At 52.3% G+C, this 17,257-nt stretch carries 13 protein-coding genes, 4 tRNA genes and 1 pseudogene; 5 read left to right on the top strand and 13 right to left on the bottom strand.

The features are described from left to right. The 4 genes from thiG (at nt 1) to N7268_RS06580 (ending at nt 2,824) form a co-directional block, all read left to right on the top strand. A complete protein-coding gene (gene thiG / locus N7268_RS06595) occupies nt 1-771 on the top strand; it encodes a thiazole synthase (RefSeq protein WP_260862184.1) in 771 nt (256 codons plus the stop codon). Next, nucleotides 768-1,901, top strand: a complete 1,134-nt coding sequence (gene thiH, locus N7268_RS06590; RefSeq protein WP_260862183.1) for a 2-iminoacetate synthase ThiH — start codon at nt 768-770, stop codon at nt 1,899-1,901. The genes thiG and thiH overlap by 4 nt, the downstream gene beginning before the upstream one ends. 292 nt (nt 1,902-2,193) lie before the next feature. After that, entirely contained in the window at nt 2,194-2,499 is a 306-nt protein-coding gene (locus tag N7268_RS06585; protein WP_260862182.1) for a PTS sugar transporter subunit IIB, read from the top strand. Between the two features lie 4 nt (nt 2,500-2,503). After that, nucleotides 2,504-2,824: a PTS lactose/cellobiose transporter subunit IIA gene (locus N7268_RS06580; RefSeq protein ID WP_260862181.1), complete on the top strand. Its 321-nt coding sequence runs from the start codon at nt 2,504-2,506 to the stop codon at nt 2,822-2,824. A 76-nt stretch (nt 2,825-2,900) separates the two neighbouring features. Here the strand turns inward: N7268_RS06580 and rpoC are convergent, their stop codons facing one another. The 13 genes from rpoC to N7268_RS06515 form a co-directional block, all read right to left on the bottom strand. Further along, entirely contained in the window at nt 2,901-7,124 is a 4,224-nt protein-coding gene (gene rpoC / locus N7268_RS06575; RefSeq protein WP_260862180.1) for a DNA-directed RNA polymerase subunit beta', read from the bottom strand. 76 nt (nt 7,125-7,200) lie between these two features. Further along, complete coding sequence (gene rpoB, locus N7268_RS06570) at nt 7,201-11,229, bottom strand: DNA-directed RNA polymerase subunit beta (RefSeq protein ID WP_260862179.1); 4,029 nt, start codon at nt 11,227-11,229, stop codon at nt 7,201-7,203. Nucleotides 11,230-11,549: 320 nt separating this feature from the next. Further along, complete coding sequence (gene rplL / locus N7268_RS06565; RefSeq protein ID WP_012133812.1) at nt 11,550-11,915, bottom strand: 50S ribosomal protein L7/L12; 366 nt, start codon at nt 11,913-11,915, stop codon at nt 11,550-11,552. Between the two features lie 66 nt (nt 11,916-11,981). Then, a complete protein-coding gene (rplJ, locus tag N7268_RS06560; RefSeq protein ID WP_007704673.1) occupies nt 11,982-12,479 on the bottom strand; it encodes a 50S ribosomal protein L10 in 498 nt (165 codons plus the stop codon). 294 nt (nt 12,480-12,773) lie between these two features. Beyond that, a complete protein-coding gene (gene rplA, locus N7268_RS06555) occupies nt 12,774-13,481 on the bottom strand; it encodes a 50S ribosomal protein L1 (protein WP_198907431.1) in 708 nt (235 codons plus the stop codon). A gap of 3 nt (nt 13,482-13,484) precedes the next feature. After that, nucleotides 13,485-13,913 carry a 50S ribosomal protein L11 gene (rplK, locus tag N7268_RS06550; protein WP_003033122.1) on the bottom strand — a complete coding sequence of 143 codons (429 nt, stop codon included), beginning with the start codon at nt 13,911-13,913 and terminating at the stop codon, nt 13,485-13,487. A 157-nt stretch (nt 13,914-14,070) separates the two neighbouring features. Further along, nucleotides 14,071-14,616, bottom strand: a complete 546-nt coding sequence (nusG, locus tag N7268_RS06545) for a transcription termination/antitermination protein NusG (protein WP_003033125.1) — start codon at nt 14,614-14,616, stop codon at nt 14,071-14,073. Between the two features lies 1 nt (nt 14,617). Further along, nucleotides 14,618-15,001: a preprotein translocase subunit SecE gene (secE, locus tag N7268_RS06540; protein ID WP_003033128.1), complete on the bottom strand. Its 384-nt coding sequence runs from the start codon at nt 14,999-15,001 to the stop codon at nt 14,618-14,620. Nucleotides 15,002-15,230: 229 nt separating this feature from the next. Next, complete coding sequence (tuf, locus tag N7268_RS06535; protein ID WP_260862177.1) at nt 15,231-16,415, bottom strand: elongation factor Tu; 1,185 nt, start codon at nt 16,413-16,415, stop codon at nt 15,231-15,233. A 118-nt stretch (nt 16,416-16,533) separates the two neighbouring features. Further along, nucleotides 16,534-16,609 (bottom strand) — tRNA-Thr (locus N7268_RS06530). Between the two features lie 5 nt (nt 16,610-16,614). Then, nucleotides 16,615-16,689: transfer RNA gene (locus tag N7268_RS06525), tRNA-Gly, on the bottom strand. A 114-nt stretch (nt 16,690-16,803) separates the two neighbouring features. Continuing rightward, nucleotides 16,804-16,888 (bottom strand) — tRNA-Tyr (locus N7268_RS06520). A gap of 8 nt (nt 16,889-16,896) precedes the next feature. Beyond that, nucleotides 16,897-16,972, bottom strand: a tRNA-Thr gene (locus N7268_RS06515). A 19-nt stretch (nt 16,973-16,991) separates the two neighbouring features. On the opposite strand from N7268_RS06515, the pseudogene N7268_RS06510 reads away from it, so the two are divergent. Next, a pseudogene (locus N7268_RS06510) lies at nt 16,992-17,072 on the top strand (hypothetical protein); the annotation flags it as partial. Nucleotides 17,073-17,257 lie beyond the last annotated feature (185 nt).

Raw genomic sequence — 17,257 nt, 5'->3', positions numbered from 1 at the left:
ATGTTACGTATTGCCGACAAAACGTTTGAGTCTCATCTGTTCACCGGCACCGGGAAATTTGCCTCGTCACAGCTGATGGTCAACGCCATTCGCGCATCCGGCAGCCAGCTCGTTACGCTGGCTATGAAGCGCGTGGATTTGCGTCAGAACAACGATGCCATTCTCGCGCCGCTGATCGAGGCTGGCGTAACGCTGCTGCCCAACACATCAGGGGCAAAAACAGCGGAAGAAGCTATTTTTGCCGCCCAGCTCGCACGTGAAGCCCTCGGAACAAACTGGCTGAAGCTGGAAATTCACCCTGACGTCCGCTGGCTGTTGCCAGACCCAATAGAAACGCTGAAAGCCGCCGAAGCGCTGGTAAAACAGGGATTTGTGGTGCTGCCCTACTGTGGCGCCGATCCCGTACTGTGCAAGCGGCTTGAAGAAGTAGGCTGTGCCGCTGTCATGCCACTCGGCGCGCCCATTGGCTCGAATCAGGGACTGGAAACACGTGCGATGCTGGACATTATCATTCAGCAGGCAAACGTTCCGGTTGTGGTCGATGCCGGGATCGGCGTCCCCAGCCACGCCACCCAGGCGCTGGAGATGGGCGCCGACGCGGTACTGGTCAATACCGCGATAGCGGTGGCTGACGATCCGGTCATGATGGCAACCGCTTTCCGACTGGCCGTTGAAGCAGGGGTTCTGGCACGTCAGGCGGTACCGGGAAGCCGCAGCGCAGATGCGCAGGCCACCAGCCCGTTAACCGGATTCCTGGAGGCCATGGCATGAAAACGTTCAGCGATCGCTGGCGGGAGCTAGACTGGGACGATATTCGTCTGCGTATTCACAGTAAAACGTCCCGAGATGTCGAACGGGCGCTTCACGCCTCCTCGCTCAGTCGCGATGACCTGATGGCGCTGCTCTCACCTGCCGCCGCCGATTATCTGGAGCCGCTGGCGCAACGGGCACAGAAACTCACTCGCCAGCGTTTTGGCAACACCGTGAGTTTTTATGTTCCACTGTATCTCTCTAATTTGTGCGCCAACGACTGTACCTACTGTGGCTTTTCGATGAGCAACCACATTAAGCGAAAAACGCTGGACGAGGACGAGATTAAACGGGAATGCGCCGCCATCCGTGAACTGGGTTTTGAGCATTTGCTGCTGGTGACCGGGGAGCATCAAAGTAAGGTCGGTATGGATTACTTTCGCCGTCATTTCCCCGCCATTCGCCGCCAGTTTTCTTCATTACAGATGGAGGTACAGCCGCTGTCAGAAGCGGAATATGCTGAACTAAAGGTGCTGGGTCTGGACGGCGTAATGGTTTATCAGGAGAGCTACCACGAGGGCATTTATGCCCGTCATCATCTGAAGGGCAAAAAGCAGGATTTCTTCTGGCGGTTGGAAACACCGGACAGATTGGGTCGTGCCGGCATCGACAAAATCGGCCTGGGGGCGCTGATTGGTCTGTCCGACAGTTGGCGCGTGGATTGTTACATGGTCGCTGAACATCTGCTGTGGATGCAGCAACATTACTGGCAGAGCCGCTACTCGATCTCTTTCCCTCGCCTGCGCCCCTGTACCGGAGGTATAGAGCCCGCATCGATCATGGATGAACGTCAACTGGTGCAAACCATTTGTGCGTTTCGTTTACTGGCCCCGGAAATTGAACTGTCACTCTCCACCCGCGAGTCGCCGTGGTTTCGCGATCACGTCATTCCTTTGGCGATCAACAATGTCAGCGCCTTCTCAAAAACGCAGCCGGGTGGCTATGCCGACAATCATCCAGAACTGGAACAATTTTCTCCGCACGACGACCGCCGCCCTGAAGCCGTTGCTGACGCGCTGATGGCAAAAGGGTTGCAGCCGGTGTGGAAAGACTGGGACAGCTATCTGGGGCGTGCCTCGCAAATTCGCTGAACCGGCATGTAAGAACAGACGTTTTTTACGAGCGAATACGTAATGTGAAAAACGGGAGGTTGCCGTCCAACTCCCGTTTTTTTATTTTGTTTCTGTCAGCAACGGAAGCTGACCAGGGCGAAAGATCTCTTCCTCATTTTTGCCCTGCCTTCACCTCTGCAGGCAGGTTCAGCGCCACTGCAACCGGTTTCATTTTTTGTGTGATGCTTTACACACATTCACTTAAACACTGTTGTTCTCCCTGCAAGCGCGGGCTAAAGATGAAAGACCCAGGGAACTGTGAGAGCCGATTATGAAGAATATCGTTTTATGCTGTGCCGCCGGAATGTCCACCAGCATGCTGGTGCAACGGATGAAAGATGCTGCCCAGAAAAAAGGTGTTGAAGTCACTATCAAAGCTGTCCCCGTGGCGGAGTTTGAGGAGAACATTGCGACTGCCGATATCGTGTTACTCGGCCCACAAGTGAAATATGAGCAGGCGAAGTTACAGGCGCTTGCCGACCCGTTAGGTAAGAAAGTCGCCGTTATCGATATGATGGATTACGGCATGATGAAGGGTGATGCCGTACTGGAAAAAGCGCTGAAGCTACTGGAGTGAGGGTATGGAAGAGTTAGAAACGATCATCATGGAATTGTTGGTTAACGCCGGAGCCGCACGCAGTCAGGCATTAACGGCCCTGCAACTGGCGCGTAAAGGCGATTTCGCGGGGGCAGAACACGCGATGATGGAGTCTCGGGATTTCGTCAAGCAGGCGCATAAAATCCAGACCCAACTGATCGGTATCGATGAAGGTACAGGCAAATTGCCGGTCAATCTCATTACCGTCCATTCGCAAGACCATCTGATGAACGCCATGGTGATTCAGGATCTGGCGGACGACATGATTGAGCTTTATCGACGCTTGCCGCCGGTAAACGGATAACACTGACACCTTATCCATCCTGTTAGCAGACATAAAAAAACCCGCCGAAGCGGGTTTTTTATGAGGTCAGCAACGATTAATCGTTGTTAGAACCACCCAGACCTGCGTTCAGCAGCTCTGCCAGGCTGGCAGATGCGTCTTCCGCAGTAACCTGAGGTGCTGCTGGCTGTTCGCCTGCGGCACGACGGCGCATACGATCCTGATGGTATGCATAACCGGTACCAGCCGGGATCAGACGACCTACGATGACGTTCTCTTTCAGACCGCGCAGTTCGTCGCGTTTGCCCGCAACGGCTGCTTCGGTCAGCACGCGAGTTGTCTCCTGGAACGATGCCGCGGAGATGAAGGACTCGGTTGCCAGAGACGCTTTGGTGATACCCAGCAGATCGCGGGAGAATGTTGCGCCCACTTTGCCGTTCGCTTCCAGATCGCGGTTAGCAATCTTGACGCGGGAGTATTCAACCTGCTCGCCTTCCAGGAAGTCGGAGCTACCAGCACTTTCGATGGTGGCTTTACGCAGCATCTGACGAACGATAACTTCGATGTGTTTATCGTTAATCTTAACGCCCTGCAGACGGTATACGTCCTGCACTTCGTTAACGATGTAACGCGTAACAGCATGAACACCACGCAGACGCAGAATGTCGTGCGGCGCTTCCGGACCGTCGGAAACCACGTCACCACGTTCTACACGTTCACCTTCGAACACGTTGAGCTGACGCCATTTCGGAATCATCTCTTCGTACGGTTCGCTACCGTCTACCGGGGTGATAACCAGACGACGTTTCCCTTTGGTTTCTTTACCGAAGGAAATGATACCGCTGATTTCAGCCAGGATTGCCGGCTCTTTCGGACGACGTGCTTCGAACAGGTCCGCAACGCGCGGCAGACCACCGGTGATATCCTTGGTACCGCCGGATTCCTGCGGAACACGCGCCAGGGTGTCACCAGAGCTGATCTGTACGCCATCTTCCAGCTGAACAATCGCTTTACCCGGCAGGAAGTACTGAGCAGGCATATCGGTGCCTGGGATCAGAACGTCGTTGCCCTGAGCATCAACAATTTTCAGTGCCGGACGCAGGTCTTTACCACCCGCAGTACGCTCTGCAGAATCCAGAACCACCAGAGAAGACAGACCGGTCAGCTCGTCGGTCTGACGAGTAATGGTCTGGCCGTCGATCATGTCAGTAAAGCGGACGAAACCACTCACTTCGGTGATAACCGGCATGGTGTGCGGATCCCAGTTTGCAACGGTTTCACCGCCGGCAACCTGCTCGCCATCACCTTTCGCCATAACAGAACCGTAAGGCACTTTATAGCTTTCTTTGGTACGACCGAATTCGTCGATCAGTTTCAGTTCGGTGTTACGTGAGGTGATAACCAGTTTACCGCTGGAGTTAACAACCGACTTCGCGTTGCTCAGACGGATGCTACCTTTGTTTTTCACCTGGATGCTGGATTCAGCAGCCGCACGAGATGCCGCACCACCGATGTGGAACGTACGCATCGTCAGCTGTGTACCCGGTTCACCGATGGACTGTGCCGCGATAACACCGATTGCTTCACCTTTGTTGATGATGTGGCCACGCGCCAGGTCACGACCGTAGCAGTGCGCACATACACCAAAGTCGGTGTCACAAGATACAACAGAACGTACTTTGACGGAGTCAACGGAGTTCTCTTCCAACAGATCACACCACTGTTCGTGCAGCAGCGTGTTGCGTGGAACCAGAATATCCGCCGTACCCGGCTTCAGAACGTCTTCAGCGGTCACACGACCCAGAACGCGATCGCGCAGCGGCTCTTTAACGTCACCACCCTCGATAACCGGGGTCATGGTGATGCCTTCCAGCGTGCCACAATCGTCTTCAGTAACCACCAGGTCCTGCGCGACGTCAACCAGACGACGGGTCAGATAACCGGAGTTTGCTGTTTTCAGCGCGGTATCCGCCAGACCTTTACGCGCACCGTGCGTGGAGATGAAGTACTGGAGTACGTTCAGACCTTCACGGAAGTTCGCGGTGATCGGCGTTTCGATGATGGAGCCATCCGGCTTCGCCATCAGACCACGCATACCTGCCAGCTGACGAATCTGTGCTGCAGAACCACGCGCACCGGAGTCGGCCATCATGTAGATGCTGTTGAAGGAAACCTGTTGTTCTTCCTGGCCGTCACGGTTAATAACGGTTTCAGTTTGCAGGTTATCCATCATCGCTTTGGATACACGATCGTTCGCCGCTGCCCAGATATCGATAACTTTGTTATAGCGTTCGCCCGCGGTTACCAGACCAGACTGGAACTGCTCCTGGATCTCAGCAACTTCAGCTTCCGCTTCAGAGATGATCTCGTGTTTCTTCTCTGGGATGACCATGTCATCGATACCAACAGATGCACCTGAACGCGCTGCATAAGCAAAGCCGGTGTACATTGTCTGGTCAGCGAAGATAACAGTCGGCTTCAGACCCAAAATGCGGTAACAGGTGTTCAGCATTTTGGAGATCGCTTTCTTGCCCAGCGCCTGGTTGACGATGGAGAAAGGCAGACCTTTCGGTACGATCATCCACAGAATGGCACGGCCAACGGTCGTGTCTTTCAGGCTGGTTTTCGCAACGAATTCGCCGTTTTCATCTTTTTCGTATTCAGTGATACGCACTTTAACGCGCGCATGCAGAGAGGCCAGACCTGCGCGATAGATACGCTCAGCTTCTTTCGGGCCAGTCAGCACCATGCCTTCGCCTTTAGCGTTAACACAGTCACGGGTCATGTAGTACAGACCCAATACAACGTCCTGGGACGGAACGATAATTGGTTCACCGTTCGCTGGAGACAGGATGTTGTTGGTAGACATCATCAGCGCACGCGCTTCGAGCTGGGCTTCCAGCGTCAGCGGTACGTGAACAGCCATCTGGTCACCATCGAAGTCGGCGTTATATGCCGCACAAACCAGCGGGTGCAGCTGAATAGCTTTACCTTCGATCAGTACCGGTTCAAATGCCTGGATACCCAGACGGTGCAGTGTTGGTGCACGGTTCAGCAGTACCGGGTGTTCGCGGATAACTTCGTCCAGGATATCCCAAACGACAGCTTCTTCACGCTCAACCATTTTCTTAGCGGCTTTGATGGTGGTGGCGAGGCCACGCAGTTCCAGCTTGCCGTAGATGAACGGTTTGAACAGTTCCAGTGCCATTTTCTTCGGCAGACCGCACTGATGCAGACGCAGGTATGGACCTACGGTGATTACAGAACGACCGGAGTAGTCAACACGCTTACCGAGCAGGTTCTGACGGAAACGACCCTGTTTACCTTTGATCATGTCGGCCAAAGATTTCAGAGGACGTTTGTTAGAACCGGTGATCGCACGGCCGCGACGACCGTTATCCAGCAGGGCGTCAACCGCTTCCTGCAGCATACGTTTTTCGTTGCGTACGATGATGTCCGGCGCAGCCAGATCCAGCAGACGTTTCAGACGGTTGTTACGGTTAATGACGCGACGATACAGATCGTTCAGGTCAGAAGTCGCAAAACGACCACCATCCAGCGGAACCAGCGGACGCAGATCTGGCGGCAGAACCGGCAGAACGGTCAGGATCATCCACTCTGGCTTGTTGCCAGACTGTACGAACGCTTCCAGCAGTTTGATACGCTTGGTCAGCTTTTTACGTTTGGTTTCGGAGTTGGTTTCGTTCAACTCTTCACGCAGCTGCTCGCACTCTTGCTCCAGATCCATGCTCTTCAGCAGAGCCTGGATTGCTTCCGCACCCATCTTCGCGTCGAATTCGTCACCGAACTCTTCCAGCGCGTCCAGATACTGCTCTTCAGTCAGGATCTGTTGACGTTCCAGATTCGTCATACCGCCTTCGATAACCACATAAGATTCGAAGTACAGTACGCGTTCGATATCGCGCAGCGGCATATCGAGCAGCAGACCGATACGGGACGGCAGTGATTTCAGGAACCAGATGTGCGCAGTCGGAGATGCCAGTTCAATGTGGCCCATACGCTCACGGCGTACTTTAGTCTGGGTCACTTCAACGCCGCACTTCTCACAAATCACACCACGGTGTTTCAGGCGCTTGTACTTACCGCACAGGCACTCGTAATCTTTTACCGGCCCAAAGATACGGGCGCAGAAAAGGCCGTCACGCTCAGGTTTGAACGTACGGTAGTTGATGGTTTCCGGCTTCTTAACTTCACCAAAGGACCATGAACGGATCATGTCTGGCGAGGCCAGAGCAATTTTGATCGCATCAAACTCTTCGGTTTTAGTTTGCGCTTTCAGAAACTTTAATAAGTCTTTCACGGATTTGCTCCCGTCGGAGTTAGCACAATCTGGCGCTGGCTATTACGCCAGCACCAGTGACCTGTTTGATCGAGAGTTACTCGTCTTCCAGCTCGATGTTGATACCCAGCGAACGAATCTCTTTCAACAGTACGTTGAAGGATTCCGGCATGCCTGGTTCCATCTGATGGTTGCCGTCCACGATGTTTTTATACATCTTAGTACGACCGTTCACGTCATCAGACTTAACGGTGAGCATTTCCTGCAGGGTGTATGCCGCGCCATATGCTTCCAGCGCCCACACTTCCATCTCCCCGAAGCGCTGACCACCGAACTGCGCCTTACCACCCAGCGGCTGCTGAGTAACCAGGCTGTAAGAACCGGTGGAACGAGCGTGCATCTTGTCGTCGACCAAGTGGTTCAGTTTCAGCATGTACATGTAACCTACGGTTACCGGACGCTCGAACTGCTCACCCGTACGGCCGTCGAACAGCGTGATCTGACCGGAAGTCGGCAGGTCACCCAGTTTCAGCAGCTCTTTAATTTCCGCTTCTTTCGCACCGTCGAACACCGGCGTTGCAATTGGCATACCTTTTTTCAGGTTTTCAGCCAGACGCAGAACTTCTTCATCGCTGAAGGTATTCAGGTCAACTTTCTGACGAACATCAGCACCCAGATCGTAGGCACGCTGGATGAACTCGCGCAGTTTCGCGACTTCTTGCTGCTGTTTCAGCATGGCGTTGATCTTATCGCCGATACCTTTTGCAGCCATACCCAGGTGGGTTTCCAGAATCTGACCGATGTTCATACGAGATGGTACGCCCAGCGGGTTCAGCACGATGTCTACCGGCGTACCGTTAGCATCATGTGGCATATCTTCGATCGGGTTGATCTTAGAAATTACACCCTTGTTACCGTGACGGCCTGCCATCTTATCACCAGGCTGGATCCGACGTTTAACCGCCAGATACACCTTAACAATCTTCAGCACGCCCGGTGCCAGATCGTCACCCTGAGTGATTTTACGACGTTTCGCTTCGAGTTTTTTCTCGAACTCGTGCTTCAGTTCGTCGTACTGCTCAGCCAGCTGTTCCAGCTGATTTTGTTTCTCTTCGTCGGTCAGGCCGAGTTCCAGCCAGCGATCGCGTGGCAGTTTGTCGAGCTTCTCAGCTTCAACACCACCGGCAACCAGCACAGCGTAAATACGGCTAAACAGGCCAGCTTCGAGGATCTGCAGTTCTTCAGACAGGTCTTTCTTCGCCTGCTTCAACTGCATCTCTTCGATTTCCAGCGCACGTTTGTCTTTTTCTACGCCATCGCGAGTAAAGACCTGAACGTCGATAATGGTACCGGAAACACCGTTTGGTACGCGCAGAGAAGAGTCTTTAACGTCAGACGCTTTCTCACCGAAGATCGCACGCAGCAGTTTCTCTTCTGGCGTCAGCTGGGTTTCACCTTTCGGCGTTACCTTACCAACCAGAATGTCGCCACCGGTCACTTCCGCACCGATATAAACGATACCGGATTCATCCAGTTTGGAGAGCGCAGCTTCACCCACGTTCGGGATGTCAGCGGTGATCTCTTCCGGCCCCAGCTTGGTGTCACGGGACACACAGGCCAGTTCCTGAATGTGGATGGTGGTGAAACGGTCTTCCTGGACTACACGCTCGGAAACGAGAATGGAGTCTTCGAAGTTATAGCCGTTCCACGGCATGAACGCGACGCGCATGTTCTGACCGAGCGCCAGTTCACCGAGGTCGGTGGACGGACCGTCTGCCAGCACATCACCACGTTCAACCGGCTCACCCAGAGACACACATGGCATCTGGTTGATACAGGTGTTCTGGTTAGAACGGGTATATTTGGTCAGGTTATAGATGTCGATACCTGCTTCACCCGGGTACATCTCGTCTTCGTTAACTTTGATAACGATACGGGAAGCATCCACGTACTGAACAGTACCGCCACGTTTAGCAACTGCAGTAACACCGGAGTCAACCGCAACAGCACGTTCCATACCGGTACCAACCAGCGGCTTATCAGCGCGCAGAGTCGGAACCGCCTGACGTTGCATGTTCGCACCCATCAATGCACGGTTGGCGTCATCGTGTTCCAGGAACGGGATCAGGGACGCACCGACGGAAACCACCTGCTGGGTGGATACGTCCATGTAGTCAACCTGGTCACGGCTGAACAAGCTGGATTCGCCTTTGCTACGGCAGGTAACCAGATCTTCTACAAAGTGGCCTTCGTCATCCAGGTTGGAGTTCGCCTGAGCGATAACGTAGTTGCCTTCTTCGATAGCAGACAGGTAATGAATTTCATCAGTAACAACGCCGTCGGTGACTTTACGGTACGGAGTCTCAAGGAAGCCGTATTCGTTAGTCTGTGCATACACGGACAGGGAGTTGATCAGACCGATATTCGGACCTTCAGGCGTTTCGATTGGACATACGCGACCGTAGTGAGTCGGGTGTACGTCTCGAACTTCGAAGCCTGCACGTTCACGGGTCAGACCGCCTGGGCCGAGTGCGGAGATACGGCGTTTGTGCGTAATCTCAGACAGCGGGTTGTTCTGGTCCATAAACTGAGACAGCTGGCTGGAACCAAAGAACTCTTTCACTGCGGCAGAAATCGGCTTGGCGTTGATCATATCCTGAGGCATCAGGGTATCCAGATCGCCCAGAGACAGACGCTCTTTCACCGCACGCTCAACACGTACCAGGCCAACACGGAACTGGTTTTCCGCCATTTCGCCTACGGAACGGATACGACGGTTGCCAAGGTGGTCGATATCATCGACTTCGCCTTTACCGTTACGGATATCGATGAGCTTCTTCATCACTTCAATGATGTCGTCTTTGCTCAGGATACCGGAACCTTCGATTTCGTCGCGCAGCAGAGAACGGTTGAACTTCATACGACCAACCGCAGACAGATCATAGCGGTCTTCGGAGAAGAACAGGTTCTCGAACAGGCTTTCAGCAGCTTCACGAGTCGGCGGCTCACCAGGGCGCATCATGCGGTAGATTTCTACCAGCGCGCTCAGACGATCGTTGGTTGGGTCGACGCGTACAGTTTCAGAAATGTACGGACCGTGGTCCAGATCGTTAGTGAACAGCGTTTCGATACGCTTGTGACCCGCCTGGCTCAGCTTAGCCAGCAGATCCAGGCTCAGCTCCATGTTCGCTGCGCAGATCAGCTCGCCAGTAGATTCATCGACGTAGTCTTTAGATGCAACTTTACCCGCGATATATTCGACCGGAACTTCGATATGCTTGATATCGTCTTTTTCCAGCTGACGAATATGGCGCGCAGTGATACGACGGCCTTTTTCGACGTAGATTTTGCCGTTAGCTTCGATATCAAAGGATGCGGTTTCACCACGCAGGCGTTCCGGCACCAGTTCCATCTGCAGCTTGTTGTCGCGAATTTCGAAAACAACTTTCTCAAAGAACAGGTCAAGGATCTGCTCAGTGGTGTAGTTCAGCGCACGCAGAATAATGGTCGCAGGCAGTTTACGGCGACGGTCAATACGTACGAACAGGTTGTCCTTCGGATCGAATTCGAAGTCCAGCCAGGAACCACGGTAAGGAATGATTCGCGCGTTATACAGCACTTTACCCGAAGAGTGGGTTTTACCTTTGTCGGAGTCAAAGAAGACGCCAGGACTACGGTGCAGCTGAGAAACGATAACACGCTCAGTACCGTTGATAACAAAGGTACCGTTGTCAGTCATGAGCGGAATTTCGCCCATGTAGACTTCTTGTTCTTTAATGTCTTTTACGGTGCCTTCCGGCGCTTCGCGCTCGTAGATCACCAGACGCAGTTTTACGCGCAGCGGTGCGGAATAGGTCACGCCACGGATCTGACATTCCTGGACGTCAAACACCGGTTCGCCAAGGCGGTAGCTGACGTATTGCAGCTCGGAATTACCGCTGTAGCTCTGAATCGGGAAAACGGAACGGAAAGCTGCTTCCAGACCATACTGCCCTTCAGGATCTTGCTCGATGAACTTCTGAAACGAGTCAAGCTGGATAGAAAGGAGATAAGGTATGTCCAACACTTGCGGACGTTTACCAAAATCCTTACGAATACGTTTTTTCTCGGTATAGGAGTAAACCATTAGGGTTCCTCAGCTCGCTGACAAGTCGACCCATCTGTCCGACGAAGGGACAGTTTGTGCAACACTATTTTGTTGACCGGAAAATCGAATACTTTCCGCAATGCCTGTTGCTATCACGCTTAAACCATTTCATTGCGATTTACACAGAACGGACGCTCTGTCGCAGTATATTAAGGCGTCGATAGAAACAAGCATTGAAAGGCACAGCAGTAGTCAAACAGTGTGAAATGCTACTGGCGCCTTACAGCGCAAAAAGGCTGGTGACTAAAAAGTCACCAGCCATCAGCCTGATTTCTCAGGCTGCAACCAGAAAAGTTGGCTTATTTAACTTCAACTTCAGCGCCAGCTTCTTCCAGAGATTTTTTCAGTGCTTCTGCGTCGTCTTTGCTCACGCCTTCTTTCAGCGCAGCCGGAGCAGATTCTACCAGGTCTTTAGCTTCTTTCAGACCCAGGCCAGTTGCGCCACGTACTGCTTTGATTACAGCAACTTTGTTAGCGCCAGCAGCTTTCAGAATTACGTCGAATTCAGTTTTTTCTTCAGCAGCTTCAACCGGGCCAGCAGCTACAGCTACAGCAGCAGCAGCGGAAACACCGAATTTTTCTTCCATTGCAGAGATCAGTTCTACAACGTCCATTACAGACATAGCGGATACTGCTTCAATGATTTGATCTTTAGTGATAGACATTTAAATTGTTCCTGAAAATCAGAATAAGTTTATACGTAAGCAGATGCTTGATAAAGATAACTGCGATTAAGCAGCTTCTTTCGCATCGCGTACAGCAGCCAGAGTACGAACCAGTTTGCCAGCCGAAGCTTCTTTCATGGTTGCCATCAGGCGTGCAATTGCTTCTTCGTAGGTCGGCAGAGTTGCCAGGCGATCGATTTGCGATGCCGGGATCAATTCACCTTCAAAGGCTGCGGCTTTGACCTCAAATTTTGCATTCGCTTTCGCGAAATCTTTGAACAGACGAGCAGCAGCGCCCGGGTGTTCCATAGAATATGCAATCAGGGTCGGACCAACGAACGCGTCTTTCAGGCACTCGAACTGAGTACCTTCAACAACACGGCGCAGCAGGGTGTTACGAACAACACGCATGTATACGCCGGCTTCGCGACCTGCTTTACGCAGTTCGGTCATTTTGTCTACAGTTACGCCACGGGAATCCGCAACTACTGCAGACAGCGCGCCTTTGGCTACTTCGCTGACTTCAGCAACAATCGCTTGTTTGTCTTGAAGATTTAAAGCCATTAGCTTTGCTCCTGGATGTTTGCCGGAACTCATGTTCCGGAACTCACTTCACTCTTCCAAACGGACAGAGCGTCTTAATACGGTGAGCAGAAACAAGCCAGAGTATCAGAAATAATCTTAGCGTTCTGTCACCGTCTACGCAGGGCATTAAGTTTCTGACGAAACACCTGCGGTCTTCGACGGAGGCCTGGATTAGGCCAGGCTCCAACGAACAAATCTGTTGTCTATCGGCCGAAGCTAATAGAATCGTGGGCGAAGATTGTAGACAAATTCGCCGCCCACGTAAAGCTAATCTTAGACGTTCGCAGACGCGCTCAGACCAGCCTGATCAACGGCAACACCAGCACCCATGGTGGTGGAGATGCTAACTTTCTTGATGTACACGCCTTTAGCCTGAGTCGGTTTCGCTTTTTTCAGCGCAACCAGCAGAGCTTCCAGGTTTTCTTTCAGTTTGTCAGCGTCAAAATCCACTTTACCGATGGTAGTGTGGATGATGCCGTTTTTGTCGTTACGGTAACGAACCTGACCCGCTTTAGCGTTCTTAACAGCTTCAGCAACGTTAGGAGTTACAGTACCAACTTTCGGGTTTGGCATCAGGCCGCGTGGACCCAGAACCTGACCCAGCTGGCCAACAACGCGCATTGCATCCGGGGAAGCAATAACAACGTCGAAGTTCATTTCGCCTTTCTTGATCTGGTCAGCCAGATCTTCCATACCTACCAGCTCAGCGCCTGCAGCTTTAGCAGCTTCAGCGTTTGCGCCCTGGGTAAATACAGCTACGCGAACGGAACGGCCAGTACCGTGCGGCAGTACAGTTGCACCACGTACGTTCTGGTCAGATTTACGAGCGTCGATACCGAGGTTAACGGCAACGTCTACGCTTTCTACGAATTTAGCTGTGGCCAGCTCTTTCAGCAGAGCAATAGCTTCGTTGATGTCGTACTGTTTAGTAGCATCAACTTTGTCACGGATCACGGACATGCGCTTGGTCAGTTTAGCCATTTCTTAGTCCTCCACTACCAGGCCCATGGAACGTGCAGTACCTTCGATGGAGCGAGTCATCGCTTCAATGTCGGAACCAGTCATGTCGGCAGCTTTGGTCTGCGCGATTTCCTGCAGCTGAGCGCGGGAAATTTTACCCACTTTGTCTTTGTTCGGCTTGCCGGAACCAGACTTGATACCAGCCGCTTTCTTCAGCAGAACTGCTGCCGGAGGCGTTTTGGTAACGAAAGTGAAAGAACGGTCAGCATAAACGGTGATAACAACCGGGATCGGCAGACCTTTCTCCATGGAATCAGTTTTTGCGTTGAACGCTTTACAGAATTCCATGATGTTCACGCCTTGTTGACCCAGTGCTGGACCTACCGGCGGGCTCGGGTTAGCCATACCAGCTGCAACCTGCAGCTTGACATAGGCTTGGACTTTCTTAGCCATTCTAAATTCCTCTGGTTGGGTTATAGCGCCTCAAGGAGGCTCCCCGTGGTTTTAAATTCGTTTTACGGACAGTATCCATAAAAACAAAAGGCGCGAAATTGTATTCCAATCTCGCGCCTTGTGCAACGATTAAATCGCCGCTTTTTTGATCGACGTGTTAGGCTTTTTCGACCTGAGCGAAGTCCAGCTCAACCGGTGTCGCACGACCGAAGATAGATACGGAGACTTTCAGACGAGACTTCTCGTAATCCACTTCTTCAACCACACCGTTAAAGTCAGCGAACGGACCGTCGCTAACGCGAACCATTTCACCCGGTTCAAACATCGTTTTCGGACGTGGCTTATCACCAACCTGCTGCAGGCGGTTCATGATCGCATCAACTTCTTTGTCGCTGATCGGTGCAGGACGGTCAGAAGTACCGCCGATGAAACCCATCACACGCGGAACACTGCGTACCAGGTGCCAGCTTGCATCGTTCATAACCATCTGGACCAGTACGTAGCCCGGGAAGAATTTACGTTCGCTTTTGCGACGCTGGCCACCACGGATTTCGACCACTTCTTCGGTCGGCACCATGACTTCGCCAAACAGCTCTTCCATATTTTGTAACTTGATATACTCACGCAGCGATGTAGCTACGCGGCCTTCAAAACCGGAAAACGCCTGAACGACGTACCAGCGCTTTTTAGGGGCTTCAGACATCTTAGAACCTCAGGCCAGTGATAAAGGATACCAGGCGAACCAGAATACCATCCAGTCCCCACAGGATCAGTGACATTACTGCGGTAACCGCAGCCACAATCAGCGTGGTGTGCAATGTTTCCTGGCGAGTCGGCCAAATGACCTTACGGACTTCGGTTCTCGCTTCACGGGCAAAAGCAACAGTCGCTTTACCTTTTGTTGTCAACAGCGCGACACCACCCGCTGCGGCAATCAGAATCACTACGGCCAGCGCACGTAGCGGCAACATCATGTCACGATAGAGGTAGTTGCCAACGATAGCGACAAGCAGCAATACAGCGACAACAACCCACTTCATCGCTTCCAGGCCGCGCCCGCTTCCTTGAGCTTCGGTATTCGCACTCATAAACCAACCTGTCAGAAGTATTCTACAAACATTTTCACCCCGCGTAAGCGAGGCGATCCAAACCGAAATGCTCGGGTGCGTTTCGGACTAAACGCCCTCTTCAGAGCCTGTCTCAGCAATGATTATGACAAAAAAAATCACTGATGAGCCAGGTTCTGGTTCGAAAGCGTGCAAAAAGGGCATCAAATGATGCCCTTTTATTGCGCATTGCGTCAAATGTTATCGGCAATTAGCTCATTACTTTAGCAACAACACCCGCGCCTACAGTACGGCCGCCTTCACGGATTGCGAAACGCAGACCGTCGTCCATCGCGATCGGGTGGATCAGGGTAACAACCATTTTGATGTTGTCGCCCGGCATTACCATCTCTACGCCTTCCGGCAGTTCGATGGTACCCGTCACGTCAGTAGTACGGAAGTAGAACTGCGGACGGTAGCCTTTGAAGAACGGAGTATGACGGCCGCCTTCGTCTTTGGACAGAATGTACACTTCAGATTCGAACTTGGTGTGCGGCTTGATAGAGCCCGGCTTAGCCAGTACCTGACCACGTTCGATTTCTTCACGTTTGATACCACGCAGCAGAACACCAACGTTCTCACCAGCACGGCCTTCGTCCAGCAGTTTGCGGAACATTTCAACGCCAGTACAGGTAGACTTAGCAGTGTCTTTGATACCAACGATTTCAACTTCTTCACCAACTTTGATGATACCGCGCTCTACACGACCGGTAACAACGGTACCACGACCGGAGATGGAGAATACGTCTTCGATAGGCAGCAGGAACGGCTTGTCAATCGCACGCTCTGGTTCCGGGATGTAAGAATCCAGGTAGCCAGCCAGTTCGATGATTTTCGCTTCCCACTCTGCGTCGCCTTCCAGCGCTTTCAGAGCAGAACCACGAACGATCGGAGTGTCGTCGCCCGGGAAATCGTACTGAGACAGAAGTTCACGAACTTCCATTTCTACCAGTTCCAGCAGCTCTTCGTCATCAACCATGTCGCATTTGTTCAGGAACACGATGATGTACGGAACGCCTACCTGACGACCCAGCAGGATGTGCTCACGAGTCTGCGGCATCGGGCCGTCAGTCGCAGCAACAACCAGGATCGCGCCGTCCATCTGCGCAGCACCGGTGATCATGTTTTTAACATAGTCGGCGTGGCCCGGGCAGTCTACGTGCGCGTAGTGGCGAGTCGGGGTGTCATATTCAACGTGAGAAGTGTTGATGGTGATACCACGAGCTTTTTCTTCCGGTGCGTTATCGATCTGGTCGAATGCACGAGCAGAACCACCGTAGGTTTTAGCCAGAACGGTAGTGATTGCAGCGGTCAGCGTTGTTTTACCATGGTCAACGTGGCCGATAGTACCGACGTTAACGTGCGGTTTTGTACGTTCAAATTTTTCTTTAGACATCGATTGTCCCTCTAAGACACGGATAAATCGGTGATATCACCACATCAACCAGGCAATATACCTGAGCTGTTGAATGCTTTTAAAAGTAAACAGAGAGAAACGGGAAGGAGAAGTGAAGTGGTGCTGATACCCAGAGTCGAACTGGGGACCTCACCCTTACCAAGGGTGCGCTCTACCAACTGAGCCATATCAGCACGTCTGGAGCGGGCAGCGGGAATCGAACCCGCATCATCAGCTTGGAAGGCTGAGGTAATAGCCATTATACGATGCCCGCATCCTGAAACTCGGCTACCCAGTTCTTTCTGCAACAAAAAAGAGATTTCTCTCTTTTATGTTCGAGCTGATTAATTTTTTAACCAACTCAGGCGGCGATAACGCTGCCAGAAAGTGGTGGTGGGGGAAGGATTCGAACCTTCGAAGTCTGTGACGGCAGATTTACAGTCTGCTCCCTTTGGCCGCTCGGGAACCCCACCGGACTTGATGGTGCCGACTACCGGAATCGAACTGGTGACCTACTGATTACAAGTCAGTTGCTCTACCTACTGAGCTAAGTCGGCATCAAGTAGCGCGCATTTTATGGAGACCTGCGTGCTCATGCAACTAAAAAATTGCATAAAATGTTCTATCGCTCACATTTTGCGCTATACGACCGATAAATAATCTATTTCCACCTCGAACTGCACAAATTTCCAACGCCAGCGCTCCTGCCCGGAGGTGATTTACACCGTTCTGTCTGCCCCAAGAGACAGAATGCGCATCTTTTTATATGTGGAATACCGGTCACATTGCTTTTCAGGGGATGATTTTTTCTTATTATTCCCCTCAATCTGGTGTTACCCTCC

Source organism: Citrobacter sp. Marseille-Q6884, from assembly GCF_945906775.1.
Taxonomy (GTDB): domain Bacteria; phylum Pseudomonadota; class Gammaproteobacteria; order Enterobacterales; family Enterobacteriaceae; genus Citrobacter.
Note: the sequence above shows the minus strand (reverse complement) of the source record. Positions and strands in the feature narration are given on the sequence as shown.

Bases quoted from the DNA above. Each gene is read 5' to 3' on its own strand.
- N7268_RS06585 (WP_260862182.1), top strand. From the start codon at position 2,194: ATGAAGAATATCGTTTTATGCTGTGCCGCCGGAATGTCCACCAGCATG.
- N7268_RS06580 (WP_260862181.1), top strand. From the start codon at position 2,504: ATGGAAGAGTTAGAAACGATCATCATGGAATTGTTGGTTAACGCCGGA.
- rplK (WP_003033122.1), bottom strand. From the start codon at position 13,913: ATGGCTAAGAAAGTCCAAGCCTATGTCAAGCTGCAGGTTGCAGCTGGT.
- secE (WP_003033128.1), bottom strand. From the start codon at position 15,001: ATGAGTGCGAATACCGAAGCTCAAGGAAGCGGGCGCGGCCTGGAAGCG.
- tuf (WP_260862177.1), bottom strand. From the start codon at position 16,415: ATGTCTAAAGAAAAATTTGAACGTACAAAACCGCACGTTAACGTCGGT.
- rpoB (WP_260862179.1), bottom strand. From the start codon at position 11,229: ATGGTTTACTCCTATACCGAGAAAAAACGTATTCGTAAGGATTTTGGT.
- thiH (WP_260862183.1), top strand. From the start codon at position 768: ATGAAAACGTTCAGCGATCGCTGGCGGGAGCTAGACTGGGACGATATT.
- thiG (WP_260862184.1), top strand. From the start codon at position 1: ATGTTACGTATTGCCGACAAAACGTTTGAGTCTCATCTGTTCACCGGC.
- rplA (WP_198907431.1), bottom strand. From the start codon at position 13,481: ATGGCTAAACTGACCAAGCGCATGTCCGTGATCCGTGACAAAGTTGAT.
- rplJ (WP_007704673.1), bottom strand. From the start codon at position 12,479: ATGGCTTTAAATCTTCAAGACAAACAAGCGATTGTTGCTGAAGTCAGC.
- nusG (WP_003033125.1), bottom strand. From the start codon at position 14,616: ATGTCTGAAGCCCCTAAAAAGCGCTGGTACGTCGTTCAGGCGTTTTCC.
- rplL (WP_012133812.1), bottom strand. From the start codon at position 11,915: ATGTCTATCACTAAAGATCAAATCATTGAAGCAGTATCCGCTATGTCT.